Raw genomic sequence first — 13,833 nt, forward strand, 5'->3', positions numbered from 1 at the left:
ACTTTTTGGGGTCAGATCATTTCTTTATGTAAAAAATAGCTACTGAATTGAGGTAAACATTCTAGAAAAACGAATACCTTTTGGGAATTCATCTTGTTTTTTATCAAGGCTCAACCAAATAAACTCCGCTTTGCCCACAATATTTTTTTCAGGAACAAATCCCCAGAAACGACCATCAGCACTTTGGTCGCGATTATCACCAAGTACAAAATATTGTCCCTCTGGCACAACCCATTCAGTGACATAATCTTTTTGTTGGCGGTAACCACTATACATATAAGTGCGGTTAAAAACTTGAGGAGCCCAGTGAATTTGATGCTGCACATCCCCTTTCTCAGTTAATACTAACGGGTTTTCCTCTCCATACTGCGCTTTACCTTGAGAGTCACGACCTACGATCATAGTAAAGTCAGGATTACTTTGCGGCTCGCTATAAGTAAATTCATGAACTTGGCAATCATAAGTACATTCTTTACCATCTTTATTATAAACAATTGATACATGGCGAGTTTTTTCATCATAAAAAACTCTATCTCCCGGAATACCAACAACACGCTTAATATAATCAATGTTTGGCTCTTGAGGTGCTTTAAATACGATTATATCGCCACGTTGCGGTTTTCCCGTTTCAATAATGGTATTTTGGAATACAGGATCTTTGATACCATAAGCATATTTTTTAACCAATAAAAAATCCCCCACACGCAATGTTGGCTCCATTGAAACCGATGGGATTTGAAATGGCTCAAACAAGAATGAGCGCAAAATCAACACAAATGCAAGCACCGGAAATAAAGAAGACAACATTTCTGATGTTTCAGAAATAGGTTCAATTTGTGCTTTTTCTTCATCACTCAACTGTTTGCCTGAACGTTGCTCTTGACGTGTTATCTGTCTTGCACGCTTCGGTAAAACCACAAAACGATGATAGCACCACAACACGCCACAAAGTGCGGTCAATAAAATGAGTAAAATGGTAAAAGTATTTGGTAGCGCAAAAAAATCTAGGATTTTCCACGCAATAAAACCAATAACGATTAAAGCAATAAAGGATAAATTAGACTTTGACATAGCTTTCCTTACTTATCTTTACCAACATGTAAAATAGCTAAAAACGCCTCTTGTGGAACCTCTACGTTACCCAAAGATTTCATACGTTTTTTACCTTCTTTCTGTTTCTGTAACAGTTTTTTCTTACGGCTGACATCACCACCATAACATTTAGCTAATACGTTTTTACGCAACTGTTTTACTGTAGAACGCGCAATAATGTGGTTACCAATTGCCGCTTGAATTGCAATATCAAATTGTTGACGTGGAATTAACTCACGCATTTTTTCTACCAATTCACGTCCACGATATTGCGCATTATCTTTATGAACAATTAAAGCTAAAGCATCAACACGCTCACCATTAATCATAATATCTACACGCACCATATCTGCGGCTTGGAAACGTTTGAAACCATAATCCAATGAAGCATAACCACGAGAAGTTGATTTAAGGCGATCAAAGAAATCCAATACAACTTCGCCCATTGGAATTTCATAGGTCAAGGCAACTTGATTGCCATGATATACCATATTGGTTTGTACGCCTCGTTTCTCCACGCAAAGTGTAATCACATTTCCCAAATAAGTTTGTGGTAAAAGCATATTACATTCAGCAATTGGTTCACGAATTTCTGCAATATTATTCAGTGGTGGTAATTTTGCAGGGCTATCCACATAAATTATTTCGCCATTGGTTTGCTCCACTTCGTAAACTACGGTTGGTGCTGTGGTAATTAAATCAAGATCATATTCACGCTCTAAACGCTCTTGAATGATCTCCATATGTAACAGCCCCAAGAAACCACAACGGAAACCGAAACCAAGTGCGGTCGAATTTTCAGGTTCATAGAATAAAGAAGCGTCATTTAAACTCAGCTTACCTAAAGCATCACGGAAAGCTTCATAGTCATCGGAACTAATAGGGAAAAGCCCTGCATAAACTTGTGGCTTAACCTTTTTAAATCCTGGAAGAACAGAGGTTGCAGGGTTATGATGTGAAGTCAACGTATCCCCAACAGGTGCACCTAAAATATCTTTAATAGCACAAACCACCCAGCCTACTTCGCCTGTTTTTAATTCTGTCGTATCTACTTGTTTTGGCGTAAAAATGCCTAGACGATCAACATTATAAGATTGGCCTGTGGACATCACTTTGATCTTATCGCCTTTGCATAATACGCCATTTTTAATACGAACTAAAGACACCACGCCCAAATAATTATCAAACCAAGAGTCAATAATCAAGGCTTGTAGTGGGGCATCAGGATCACCTTCTGGTGCCGGAATTTTATGTACAATTTCTTCTAAAACATCTTCAATGCCCACACCAGTTTTAGCAGAACAACGTACCGCATCAATAGCATCAATCCCAACAATATCTTCAATTTCTTCGGCTACACGCTCTGGCTCTGCGGCTGGTAAATCAATTTTGTTTAGAATTGGCACCACCTCTAAATCCATTTCAATAGCGGTATAGCAGTTAGCAAGGGTTTGTGCTTCAACACCTTGTCCAGCATCCACCACCAACAAAGCCCCTTCACAAGCGGCTAAAGAACGAGATACCTCATAGGAAAAATCCACATGTCCTGGTGTATCAATAAAGTTTAATTGGTAGGTTTCGCCATCTTTGGCTTTATAATTTAAAGTAACACTTTGTGCTTTAATGGTAATACCACGCTCACGCTCTAAGTCCATAGAGTCAAGCACCTGTGCTTCCATTTCACGATCAGACAAACCGCCACAGGTTTGGATCAAGCGGTCGGAAAGGGTCGATTTACCATGGTCAATATGTGCAATAATAGAAAAGTTACGAATATTTTTCATATTTAAGTTATTAGATTTTTGTCATAAAATTGTAAATAAGTTTAGCGGTCGGATTGTACCCGAATATGATGCGATACGCTATATAAAGGAAAAAAAGTGCGGTAAATTTTATGAAAAAACCCTAAAGGTTTTGCCTTTAGGGTTCTTAATCTCAGAATGAAGAATTATAAACTTTGTGTGAAAGTACGAGTAATTACATCACGTTGTTGTTCTGGCGTTAAAGAGTTGAAACGCACTGCGTAACCAGAAACACGAATTGTTAATTGTGGGTATTTTTCTGGGTTGTTTACTGCATCTTCTAATGTTTCACGACGTAATACGTTCACATTTAAGTGTTGACCACCTTCAACTTTAACAGTTGGTGCTACGTCAACTGGTAACTCACGATATTCGATTTGACCTAATTCGCTTACTGCAACGATTTGATCTTCTGCGAATTCAGCTTTAGCTGCTAAACAACGCGCTTCGCCTTTTTCGCTATCTAATAACCAAAATGAGTTTAATAAATTGTCATTTGCAGCTTGAGTAATTTGAATACCTTTAATCATAATATGATCCTAATTATTATGTTTGTTTATTAATTGAAATTGGCGCAAATTTTATCAAAAAATTTTATATTTTCAATTAATTTGATATAGATCAGTTTAATTTTATTGAAGAAAATATATTAAATTGATGCACATCAATAAAAAATAATTAAATCAAATCTCAAATTAACAAAATATTAACAATTATTTAAATAAATAATCACATTAAAATGTAAACTAGCATTTTATTATTCTTTCTTTATAATTATTGATAATAATACGCATATCAAAATGAGAGAAATAATGAATACTTGGAAGGATGCCATTGGGCAAGAAAAACAGCAACCTTATTTCCAATATATTTTACAACAAGTCCAACAGGCTAGACAAAATGGCAAAATCATTTACCCCCCACAAGAAGAAATATTCAATGCTTTTAAATTAACTGAATTTAACCAAGTCAAAGTGGTTATCCTCGGACAAGATCCCTACCATGGCGCAAATCAAGCACATGGTTTGGCATTTTCGGTAAAACCAGGTATTACACCTCCACCTTCTTTGGTAAATATTTATAAAGAATTAGCAGCTGATATTACTGGATTTCAAATCCCTTCACATGGCTATTTGGTCAGTTGGGCTGAACAAGGCGTATTATTGCTCAATACGGTATTAACCGTTGAACAAGGCTTAGCGCATTCTCATGCAAACTTTGGTTGGGAAACTTTCACAGATAAAGTTATTCATGTTTTAAATGAACAACGAGAAAATATTGTTTTTCTTCTTTGGGGCAGCCATGCACAAAAAAAAGGACAATTTATCGACCGCACTAAGCATTGTGTTTTAACAGCACCACATCCGTCGCCATTATCTGCCCATAGAGGCTTTTTAGGATGCCAACATTTTTCCAAAGCAAATCAATATTTACGCGATCACAATTTAACTGAAATTAATTGGCAGCTGCCAATGACAATATAAATTTTTAAGGAAAGAATATGTTAGCCATTATTTCTCCAGCTAAAACATTAGATTTAGAAAGTGCGGTACCAAATTTCACATTTACGCAACCGCACTTAACCGAACATAGCGAACAATTAATCGAAATTTGTCGCCAGCTTGCGCCTGCACAAATTGCGTCATTGATGTCAATTAGCGATAAACTTGCTGGATTGAATGCCGCACGTTTTACTGACTGGCAAAAAGAGCATAACGAGCAAAATTCTCGTGCGGCAATTTATGCCTTCAAAGGCGATGTTTACACTGGTTTAGAAGTGGAAACATTAAATCAAGATGATATTCAATTTGCTCAACAGCATTTACGCATGCTATCAGGCTTATATGGTTTGCTACACCCGCTTGATTTAATGCAAGCCTACCGCTTAGAAATGGGAACAAAATTGCCTAACCCCAAAGGCAAGGATTTATATGCTTTTTGGGGAACTGTCATTACTGAAGCATTACAACAAGCCATTAATCAACAAGGCGATAATATTCTGATTAATTTGGCCTCTGATGAATATTATAAATCGGTGAAAGAAACACAATTAAATGCACAAATCATCAAACCGATTTTCCTTGATAATAAAGGCGGAAAATATAAAGTCATTAGTTTCTATGCTAAAAAAGCAAGAGGGTTAATGTGCCGCTATATTATTCAAAATCGTCTAACCGAAGTTGAGCAATTAAAAGATTTCGATTTAGGTGGATACTGGTTTGATCCAACTTCTTCTACACAAACAGAATTTGTATTTAAACGAGATTTAAGCGAATGAAAAAAATCTTAGCTATTTTGACCGCACTTTTATTGTCTGCTTGTGCATCACAGCCACAACTAAAAGCGCCAGACTATATTAAGCATAATGAAAAAAGTTATTATCTAGCAAGTTCACAAGATCTTGGGACTATGGTTCGTTATTTCTATCTCGTTAAGGGCGAAAACGTCGAAAACTGGCAAAGTGCGGTTGAATTATTATTTGATCGCAACAATGAGCAAAGAACCTTGTCAGATCGTATTGCTTTGAGAAAGCGAGTTTATAAAAATACTGGCGTTCAACATTTTGAACTTTATTTACACAATAATGAGCTTTACAGTTTTGTTATGTATCAGCCAACAGAAAAAAATCCCAATTGGCAAGTGGATATAGCCAAAGGTAAAGATTTTCCTTTCTGTGGTTTTGTTCAATATCAATATTCTTTCAAGTTAACGAAATTACCAAAATCAGCCATGAGTAAAAGCAAGATTGAAAGCTACTTAAAAAAATATATTGGAGATAAAGAACTTTCGCAGCTTAAACAATATCAACTAACGGGTTGCAACCCAGGCTGATTGTAAAAATGGAACGCATTTACTCCCAACAAGTGAAAAAAGCAGCTCACTTAGCTATTTTTACTGCATTGTTATTAATTTTAGTGAAAAGTTTTGCTTGGTGGGAAACAAGCTCCGTCAGTATGCTCGCTTCAATTACTGACTCAATGCTGGACTTATTAGCCTCTCTCATGAATATGCTAATTTTGCGCTTTGCGCTAATGCCAGCAGATCACAACCATTCCTTTGGTCATGGTAAAGCCGAAGCACTAGCAGGCTTAGGGCAAAGTGCATTTATCTCCGGTTCCGCGGTATTTATTCTGCTACAAGGTATTCATCGCTTAAATAATCCTCAGCCTTTAATGAATTTTCAAGTTGGAATATTTGTTACTTCATTTTCAATTTTAATAACTACATTATTAGTGATGTATCAAAGTAAGGTCATTCGACAAACGGATAGCCCCGCAATTAAAGCAGATAAACTCCATTATCACACAGACCTTTTGATGAATTTTGCGATTTTAATTTCATTAGCATTGACTCAGCTGGAATATCAGCAGATTGATGCTATTTTTGCACTGTTAATCGCTCTTTATATTTTAAGTAATGCAGGGAAAATGCTATTTGATAATGTGCAATTACTGTTAGATAAAGCACTACCAAATGAAGAAATTGAACAAATAGAACAAATTATTTTAGCGGATAAGCGTATTCTTGGATTTCATGATCTAAGAACAAGACGTTCAGGTGCGGTGCGTTTTATTCAGTTTCATTTAGAATTAGATGATCATCTCTCTTTTGTAGAAGCACATCAAATCACAGAGGATATAGAACAGGAATTACAACAAAGATTTCCTTATGCTGATATTGCTATTCATCAAGAGCCTACTAGCGTAGTGCAAACCGAATTGAAAAATTTAAACTAGATCAAATTGTGCTACAATTCACAAAAATTTTTATAGAGCAAGTGCTAGGAATAGTGTAACCTTAGCGCCTGTTTTCGGAGTTTAATTTTAACGATAAATTAGGTAATTATTATGATAAAAAAAATTGCTGTTTTAACAAGTGGTGGTGATGCACCAGGTATGAACGCCGCAATTCGTGGTGTTGTTCGTTCAGCATTAGCTGAAGGTTTGGAAGTTTACGGTATCTATGAAGGTTATTACGGTTTATACCATAACAAAATCCAACAATTAACTCGTTATAGCGTATCAGATATTATCAATCGTGGTGGTACATTCCTTGGTTCTGCTCGTTTCCCTGAATTTAAAGATCCTGCGGTACGTGCAAAATGTGCAGAAATTTTACGTTCACATGGTATCGATGCACTTGTGGTTATCGGTGGTGATGGTTCTTACATGGGCGCAAAATTATTAACTGAAGAACATGGTTTCCCTTGTGTTGGTATTCCAGGAACAATTGATAATGATGTAGCAGGAACTGACTACACTATCGGTTATCAGACCGCACTTGAAACTGCGGTGGTTGCAATTGACCGTTTACGTGATACATCAAGTTCACACAAACGTATTTCTATCGTAGAAATCATGGGAAGACATTGCAGTGATTTAACTATCTCAGCTGGTATTGCGGGTGGTTGCGAATATATCGTTGCTTCTGAAGTTGAATTTGATCGTGAAGAATTAATTAAGCAAATTGAACGTGCAATTATCAAAGGTAAACGCCATGCAATCATTGCGATCACAGAATTAATTTGTGATGTAAATGAACTTGCCCGAGAAATCGAAGCCCGTGTAAAACATGAAACTCGTGCAACTATTTTAGGACATATTCAACGTGGTGGTACACCTTGTGCCTTTGACCGCATTTTAGGTTCTCGTATGGGTGTTTATGCGGTAGATCTTTTATTACAAGGTAAAGGCGGCTATTGTGTGGGCATTCAAAATGAACACTTAGTTCATCACGATATTATTGATGCAATTAACAATATGCGTCGTGAATTTAAAGCAGATTGGTTAGCTATGTCTAAACGCTTAGACTAATTTATAATCGCATACAAAAAAACCGCCGATGATGATAATCGGCGATTTTTTTATTTACTTCACTTCGGGAAACAACATCTTAATCACATTTCTTGTCAATCGTCTTGATTTCCCTGTATAAGGGAAAATATGCATCATCATCATTGGATTGAAGTTGGCTTCAATTACGCCCCAAGAACTTAATTCTAGCTGTGCTGGCTTTTTCAAATCAGGGATAATGAGATCCACACCACAGAGTGCTGCGCCCATCGCTTTAGTGATACCAACTGCAAGTTGTTTATAACTTGGGTGCATTTCATCTGTCATATCAATACTATCGCCACCAGTACTAATATTAGAGTTTGCGCGTAATTGAACAATCTGATCTTTGGCTGGAATACTCTCAATTGTCAGACCTTGTTCTTTTAATTGCAGCTGCTCAATATCGCCTAAGGCAATTTTCTTCAATGGTGTACGGCTACCATCGCCACGCAGTGGATGATCATTTTTTTGTGCCACCAACTCAGCCACAGTATGAATACCATCACCAACAACATTCGCAGGCACTCGCAATAAAACAGCCAAAGTTTCGTCACCAAGTACAAAGAAACGATATTCTGTGCCAACTAAATAGTCTTCCACCATAATTTCTTTATCTTCACGGAAAGCAATTTCTACCGCTTTGGCAAAATCTTCTCGATTATTAACACCTTGCTGGAAAATCGTAATACCTAAGCCGTAGTTAGTGGATTTAGGCTTAATTACCACCGATCTTTTTTCAAACAGACTATAACTCGCAATGGCTTGCTCAACAGAGGTAAATTCTTGGCTTTGTGGCACATTAAATCCTGCTTTTTCTAAGACTTTCTTCGTTACAACTTTATTTTCCATAATCAGTGGTGAAATATAGCTGTCATGGGAAGTCATATTGCCATTTTTCACATATTCAATATGCTCGCCAAATTGTAAGCGTAAGAATTGATCTCGCTCATCTAGGATCTCAAAGCTAATACCTTGCTGAATTAAATCAAACATCAATGCTTGCGTGGAAAGTTCCATATTATCAAAGGCAGTCAAAGCATAAAAACGCTCAAAAGCATTGGCTTTATATTGTTTGGCTAGTTCTGCACCTAATTTTTGATAACCGCCTTTTTGCTCAATTTCTCGTACTAATCGAGCACATAAAGTCAAACTAGGATCGGCAAATTGTGCTAATTTTTCTTGCGCAAAATCCACCGCACTTTGCTCAGCCCCAATGATGTGCAACATCTCAATTAGCTGATTAAGTAGCCATTCGCCCTCTTCTCGATAGGCTGTTTGCGCGAGTGGATTTTCTAAAGCAACTTCAGCCAAGCGGCTACGCCCTAATTCAACCGCTTGTTGATCAGGATTTTCATCAAGCCAAATCATTAATAAAGCAAAATGATGAATAAATCTCGCATCAGCTAAATTCATACCGTATTGCTCAAAAGGATTGAGATCAAATAAACGAAACTCTAAATATTTGATGCCATTTTGGATTAAATATCTCGCCTTTTTCGCCCCACGTAAACGCACATTGGAATAAAATTCTTTCTCTGCAATGAGTTTTCCTGTTTTAACCCAATGTTCTAAGCTTTCTGCATATTGTTCTAAGCTGTCAAAAGAAACGATAACCTCAGGATCATTCACATAGCCATACTTGCTTGAACGTAAACTACGAACATATTCGCCCGCTTTTAATGGAGATCCTGCTTTAAAATAATTACTATCAACCGTTGGTGTTGCTGATAATAAATATAATAAAACCCATTGATAACGCAGAAAATTTTTCGCCATTTTCAGATATAAATTATTCTGAAAATCCACCGCACTTTTTTGCTCTTGTTGTAACTTAAATAAAGTTTGGATCAATTCTGGCGCTAGCTGAAAGTTATAATGGATCCCACTGACCATTTGCTTATTTTTGCCATAGGATTGGACTAGATGTTCACGATATGCCACATCCTCTGGATTATCCAATTGTGCTACTTTAATCAAATCATCTGCTGGTAATCCTGCTGGCATACTCAATGGAAATACAAATTCATCTTCGGGTAGAGAACGTAAAACCACCTCATGAATGGCAGATAACCATCTTAAAGTATCTTCTAATTTTTTATTTGGTGGCGTAATTAATTCTAGCTGACTTTCTGCAAAATCAGTTTGAATATAAGGGTGATAAGATCTGTTACCAAAACATTTAGGATGCTCAGTAGTCACGACTGAACCGTCTTGATAAACACGCTGACTTTCTTTTTCTAAGCCAAAAGAGCCTTGTTGAAAAAGTAAGCCAAGTTGGTGTTGTTTAATTAAATGTTGAATTTTCATGAATATCCCCTTTTATCGAATAATTTCTTTGCATTATTCAAATTAACGTTCAAATCGCAAAGAGTAATTGGGTATAAATTATGTAATTTGAATATAAGAATTAAGGTGCAACTCAATCCTAGATCAAAGTGCACCTTAATATAAATAGATTAATGAGCAGCCTCATTTGCATGATTAAGGTTATAGCGCGGAATTTCCACGACAAGATCTTCCTCGCCAACCACACATTGACAAGAAAGACGACTATCCATTTCTAATCCCCAAGCCTTATCTAACATATCTTCTTCTTGCTCTGTGGCATCATTTAAACTATCAAATCCCTCACGAATAACCACGTGGCAAGTGGTACAAGCACAAGAGCAATCACAAGCATGGTGAATTTCCACACCCGCATTATGTGCAACTTCTAATAAATTTTCTCCAGGTGCCGCATCAACCACCATGCCTTCTGGACAAAACTCTTGATGAGGTAAAAAAACAATTTTTGGCATTCTACTTTCCTTTATTTAATATCTTCAATATGTTGCCCACTTAACGCACGACGAATAGATTTATCCATACGGCGAGAGGCAAATTCTTGGGTAGCTTGATCAAGATCTTTTATCCCTTGCTTAATGGCAAGGCTATCTTCTTCTTGAACTAATTTTTGCAACGAAACTAAGGCATTTTTAACCGCACTTAGTTCTTCATCATTTAACAAATCTTCATCTTGCTGTAATGCAGAATGAACACTTTCAATTACACGAGCAGCATCAACACGTTGTTCTGCTAACAAGCGAGCCTGAATATCTTCTTTGGCATTTTCCATCGAAGCTTTTAGCATATTGGCAATTTCATCATCCGTTAATCCATACGAAGGTTTAACTTGAATGGATGATTGCACACCTGTAGATTTTTCCATTGCAGTCACGCTTAATAAACCATCAGCATCCACTTGATAAGTCACTCTAATATGCGCTGCGCCCGCAGCCATTGCTGGAATACCGCGTAAAGTAAAGCGTGCTAAAGAACGGCAATCATCTGCCATTTCACGCTCACCCTGCAAAATATGCACCGACATTGCAGTTTGACCATCTTTGAACGTAGTAAATTCTTGTGCTCTTGCTACTGGGATTGTGGTATTACGAGGAATAATTTTCTCAACTAATCCCCCCATTGTTTCAATGCCTAGTGATAACGGGATAACATCAAGTAACAACATTTCCGCATCAGGCTTATTACCCACTAAAATATCTGCTTGAATAGCCGCACCTAGTGCCACCACTTTATCTGGATCAATAGACGTCAAGGGCGTACGTTGGAAAAATTCGCCGACTTGTTCTCTTACATAAGGCACTCGAGTTGAACCGCCCACCATGACCACTTCTAACACATCAGACTGCGTTAAATCAGCATCTTTTAATGCTCGACGGCAAGCTAATAATGAACGTTTCACTAAACCAGAAATAAGAGAATTAAATTCATCACGAGTAATTTCTATATCTTGTTCGGCATAAGTAATTAATGCTTTGTCATTATCAGTTAAAGCAACTTTTGCTTGGTTTGCAATTTCAATAAGTTGGCGTTTTTCACTATCGGTTTTAGGCTCATTCGCAGATTTTTCTACAATCCAATCAGCTAATAAATGGTCAAAATCATCGCCACCAAGTGCAGTGTCGCCACCAGTCGCTAGCACTTCAAATACGCCTTTGGATAAACGCAAAATAGAAATATCAAAAGTGCCGCCGCCTAAATCATAAACAGCAATCACCCCTTCTTGCCCACTGTCTAAGCCATAAGCAATCGCTGCCGCAGTTGGCTCATTAAGCAAACGTAGTACATTCAAGCCTGCTAATTTTGCCGCATCTTTGGTGCTTTGACGTTGTGCATCATCAAAATAAGCTGGCACAGTAATCACTGCACCATTTAATTCTCCACCTAAGCGTTGTTCTGCAAGTGCGGTCAGTTTTTTCAAAATTTCAGCAGAAATCTCAACAGGACTGAGTAAACCTTTTTTGGTGTTCAATAACGGTAAACCATTTTCACTGGCACTAAATTGATAAGGCAAATTAGGATAACGCTGTTGTACATCTGCAAGGCTACGCCCAATCAAACGTTTTACAGAAATAATGGTATTTTGTGGCTCTTGACTAGCAAGCAGCATTGCCTCATGGCCTACAATAACTTGCTCTTCGTTAAAATGAACCACTGAAGGAGTCAATGAACGCTCTTGCCCATCAAATAAAATTTCACTACTTCCATTGCGTACAGTTGCAATTAAAGAATTTGTTGTACCTAAATCAATACCTACGGCTAATTTATGTTGATGGGGAGCCGCACTTTGTCCCGGCTCTGCAATTTGAAGTAATGCCATGCTGTTATCTCGTTATTCTTTTATTTTCTAAACAAATCATTCAATTAAAAATCAGCTAATTGATCTTCTACTCGTTCAATTTCAACAAATAATTTTTTAATAAAACGTAGGCGATCATTTAACAATTGAGCCTGTTGCCAATTTTGTTCGGTAAGTAATTGTTGTAACTGAGCCAAAATTTCCGACCGCACTTTTTCAATTTCTTGTACAAAAATAAATAATTGATCTATATCTCGTTGATGTTCAATTTGCTCTAACTGTTCACGCCATTCCATTTGTTGAATCAAAAATATCATATCTTGATTGATTTTTTGTTCTAAATTTTGCTCGCCAAGATATAAATTGATGATGCTATCAGCTCGGCTAATAGGATCTTTTAAAATTTGTAAGGCATCATTAATTTCAGCAGATTTTTGCATCGCTAAACGCTGTTCTTGCGCTGAGCTATGAGCAAAATTATCAGGATGTAAGGATTTCTGTAGTGCTAAATAGCGCTGTGAAAGAAGTTGTTGATCAAGATTAAAATCAATATCCAAATCAAATAACGCAAATGGATTTGTCATATTTCTGCCTATTTATACGTTGAAACTTTCGCCACAACCACATTCGTCTTTTACATTCGGGTTACTAAATTTAAAACCTTCATTTAACCCTTCTTTGACAAAATCTAACTGAGTTCCATCTAAATAAACCAGACTTTTGCGATCTACAATAACTTTAACGCCATCTTGTTCAAAAACCTCATCATCTTCGTTTAAAACATCAACGAACTCTAAAACATAAGCTAAACCTGAGCACCCTGATGTTTTAATTCCTAAACGCAAACCAATGCCCTTTCCTCTGTTTTCAAGAAAAGTGCGGACTCGGTTTGCTGCGCTTTCGCTTAATGTGACTGCCATTTTTACTCCAAATAAAATCAATGATAAGCAAATAAAAGATTACAGAATAAGATCTGAAATAAGCCAGACAACATTGCCTGACTTATTTTATTGAAATTTCAAAAGAAATTATTCTGCTTTTTTCGCTTTGTAATCCGCAATTGCCGCTTTGATTGCATCTTCTGCAAGAATTGAGCAATGCACTTTCACTGGCGGTAACTCTAATTCTTCTGCGATTTGGCTATTTTTAATTGCCTGAGCTTCATCTAAAGATTTACCTTTTACCCATTCAGTAATTAATGAGCTTGATGCAATTGCAGAACCACAACCATAAGTTTTAAATTTAGCATCTTCAATAATACCATCATCATTCACTTTAATTTGTAACTGCATTACATCGCCACAAGCTGGTGCACCCACCATACCCGTTCCCACATTTGTATCTTTCTTATCTAATGAACCAACGTTGCGAGGGTTTTCATAATGATCAAGTAATTTTTCGCTATATGCCATTTTTCCGTTCCTATTTTACTAATGGTTAAAATGGGTAAGATAAACTTACCCTA

General features: G+C 36.9%; 14 protein-coding genes. 5 read left to right on the top strand and 9 right to left on the bottom strand.

The features are described from left to right. Positions 1 to 39: 39 nt before the first annotated feature. The 3 genes from lepB to grcA form a co-directional block, all read right to left on the bottom strand. Positions 40 to 1,071 (bottom strand): signal peptidase I, encoded by a 1,032-nt coding sequence (lepB, locus tag B0186_RS07105; RefSeq protein ID WP_078218685.1) that lies wholly within the window; start codon positions 1,069 to 1,071, stop codon positions 40 to 42. A gap of 8 nt (positions 1,072 to 1,079) precedes the next feature. Beyond that, positions 1,080 to 2,876 (bottom strand): translation elongation factor 4, encoded by a 1,797-nt coding sequence (lepA, locus tag B0186_RS07110; protein ID WP_078218686.1) that lies wholly within the window; start codon positions 2,874 to 2,876, stop codon positions 1,080 to 1,082. 164 nt (positions 2,877 to 3,040) lie between these two features. Next, on the bottom strand, positions 3,041 to 3,424 hold the full coding sequence (gene grcA, locus B0186_RS07115) for an autonomous glycyl radical cofactor GrcA (protein ID WP_078218687.1): 384 nt from the start codon (positions 3,422 to 3,424) through the stop codon (positions 3,041 to 3,043). A gap of 282 nt (positions 3,425 to 3,706) precedes the next feature. Between grcA and ung the strand changes: the two genes are divergently transcribed. The 5 genes from ung to pfkA all read left to right on the top strand — a co-directional run bounded on the left by ung (position 3,707) and on the right by pfkA (position 7,708). Next, positions 3,707 to 4,378 carry a uracil-DNA glycosylase gene (ung, locus tag B0186_RS07120; protein WP_078218688.1) on the top strand — a complete coding sequence of 224 codons (672 nt, stop codon included), beginning with the start codon at positions 3,707 to 3,709 and terminating at the stop codon, positions 4,376 to 4,378. A 17-nt stretch (positions 4,379 to 4,395) separates the two neighbouring features. Further along, positions 4,396 to 5,172 carry a peroxide stress protein YaaA gene (gene yaaA, locus B0186_RS07125; protein ID WP_078218689.1) on the top strand — a complete coding sequence of 259 codons (777 nt, stop codon included), beginning with the start codon at positions 4,396 to 4,398 and terminating at the stop codon, positions 5,170 to 5,172. Then, a complete protein-coding gene (locus tag B0186_RS07130; RefSeq protein ID WP_078218690.1) occupies positions 5,169 to 5,726 on the top strand; it encodes a hypothetical protein in 558 nt (185 codons plus the stop codon). The genes yaaA and B0186_RS07130 overlap by 4 nt, the downstream gene beginning before the upstream one ends. 8 nt (positions 5,727 to 5,734) lie before the next feature. After that, positions 5,735 to 6,631, top strand: a complete 897-nt coding sequence (locus tag B0186_RS07135; RefSeq protein ID WP_078218691.1) for a cation diffusion facilitator family transporter — start codon at positions 5,735 to 5,737, stop codon at positions 6,629 to 6,631. Positions 6,632 to 6,742: 111 nt separating this feature from the next. Further along, positions 6,743 to 7,708 carry a 6-phosphofructokinase gene (gene pfkA, locus B0186_RS07140; protein ID WP_078218692.1) on the top strand — a complete coding sequence of 322 codons (966 nt, stop codon included), beginning with the start codon at positions 6,743 to 6,745 and terminating at the stop codon, positions 7,706 to 7,708. A gap of 54 nt (positions 7,709 to 7,762) precedes the next feature. Here pfkA and gshAB read toward each other — a convergent pair whose 3' ends face one another. The 6 genes from gshAB to iscU all read right to left on the bottom strand — a co-directional run bounded on the left by gshAB (position 7,763) and on the right by iscU (position 13,780). Then, positions 7,763 to 10,036: a bifunctional glutamate--cysteine ligase GshA/glutathione synthetase GshB gene (gene gshAB / locus B0186_RS07145; RefSeq protein ID WP_078218693.1), complete on the bottom strand. Its 2,274-nt coding sequence runs from the start codon at positions 10,034 to 10,036 to the stop codon at positions 7,763 to 7,765. A gap of 149 nt (positions 10,037 to 10,185) precedes the next feature. Further along, the gene (fdx, locus tag B0186_RS07150) at positions 10,186 to 10,527 is read right to left on the bottom strand and encodes an ISC system 2Fe-2S type ferredoxin (protein WP_078218694.1); all 342 of its coding nucleotides are present in this window, start codon (positions 10,525 to 10,527) and stop codon (positions 10,186 to 10,188) included. A gap of 11 nt (positions 10,528 to 10,538) precedes the next feature. Then, complete coding sequence (gene hscA, locus B0186_RS07155) at positions 10,539 to 12,389, bottom strand: Fe-S protein assembly chaperone HscA (RefSeq protein WP_078218695.1); 1,851 nt, start codon at positions 12,387 to 12,389, stop codon at positions 10,539 to 10,541. Positions 12,390 to 12,433: 44 nt separating this feature from the next. Beyond that, positions 12,434 to 12,952, bottom strand: a complete 519-nt coding sequence (hscB, locus tag B0186_RS07160) for a Fe-S protein assembly co-chaperone HscB (protein ID WP_078218696.1) — start codon at positions 12,950 to 12,952, stop codon at positions 12,434 to 12,436. Positions 12,953 to 12,964: 12 nt separating this feature from the next. Continuing rightward, positions 12,965 to 13,288 carry an iron-sulfur cluster assembly protein IscA gene (gene iscA, locus B0186_RS07165; protein ID WP_078218697.1) on the bottom strand — a complete coding sequence of 108 codons (324 nt, stop codon included), beginning with the start codon at positions 13,286 to 13,288 and terminating at the stop codon, positions 12,965 to 12,967. Between the two features lie 108 nt (positions 13,289 to 13,396). Next, positions 13,397 to 13,780 carry a Fe-S cluster assembly scaffold IscU gene (gene iscU / locus B0186_RS07170; protein WP_078218698.1) on the bottom strand — a complete coding sequence of 128 codons (384 nt, stop codon included), beginning with the start codon at positions 13,778 to 13,780 and terminating at the stop codon, positions 13,397 to 13,399. Positions 13,781 to 13,833 lie beyond the last annotated feature (53 nt).

It is taken from the genome of Canicola haemoglobinophilus (assembly GCF_002015075.1).
Taxonomy (GTDB): Bacteria; Pseudomonadota; Gammaproteobacteria; order Enterobacterales; family Pasteurellaceae; genus Canicola; species Canicola haemoglobinophilus.

Bases quoted from the DNA above. Each gene is read 5' to 3' on its own strand.
- gshAB (WP_078218693.1), bottom strand. From the start codon at position 10,036: ATGAAAATTCAACATTTAATTAAACAACACCAACTTGGCTTACTTTTT.
- lepA (WP_078218686.1), bottom strand. From the start codon at position 2,876: ATGAAAAATATTCGTAACTTTTCTATTATTGCACATATTGACCATGGT.
- hscB (WP_078218696.1), bottom strand. From the start codon at position 12,952: ATGACAAATCCATTTGCGTTATTTGATTTGGATATTGATTTTAATCTT.
- iscU (WP_078218698.1), bottom strand. From the start codon at position 13,780: ATGGCATATAGCGAAAAATTACTTGATCATTATGAAAACCCTCGCAAC.
- fdx (WP_078218694.1), bottom strand. From the start codon at position 10,527: ATGCCAAAAATTGTTTTTTTACCTCATCAAGAGTTTTGTCCAGAAGGC.
- yaaA (WP_078218689.1), top strand. From the start codon at position 4,396: ATGTTAGCCATTATTTCTCCAGCTAAAACATTAGATTTAGAAAGTGCG.
- grcA (WP_078218687.1), bottom strand. From the start codon at position 3,424: ATGATTAAAGGTATTCAAATTACTCAAGCTGCAAATGACAATTTATTA.
- ung (WP_078218688.1), top strand. From the start codon at position 3,707: ATGAATACTTGGAAGGATGCCATTGGGCAAGAAAAACAGCAACCTTAT.
- B0186_RS07130 (WP_078218690.1), top strand. From the start codon at position 5,169: ATGAAAAAAATCTTAGCTATTTTGACCGCACTTTTATTGTCTGCTTGT.
- hscA (WP_078218695.1), bottom strand. From the start codon at position 12,389: ATGGCATTACTTCAAATTGCAGAGCCGGGACAAAGTGCGGCTCCCCAT.
- B0186_RS07135 (WP_078218691.1), top strand. From the start codon at position 5,735: ATGGAACGCATTTACTCCCAACAAGTGAAAAAAGCAGCTCACTTAGCT.
- iscA (WP_078218697.1), bottom strand. From the start codon at position 13,288: ATGGCAGTCACATTAAGCGAAAGCGCAGCAAACCGAGTCCGCACTTTT.
- pfkA (WP_078218692.1), top strand. From the start codon at position 6,743: ATGATAAAAAAAATTGCTGTTTTAACAAGTGGTGGTGATGCACCAGGT.
- lepB (WP_078218685.1), bottom strand. From the start codon at position 1,071: ATGTCAAAGTCTAATTTATCCTTTATTGCTTTAATCGTTATTGGTTTT.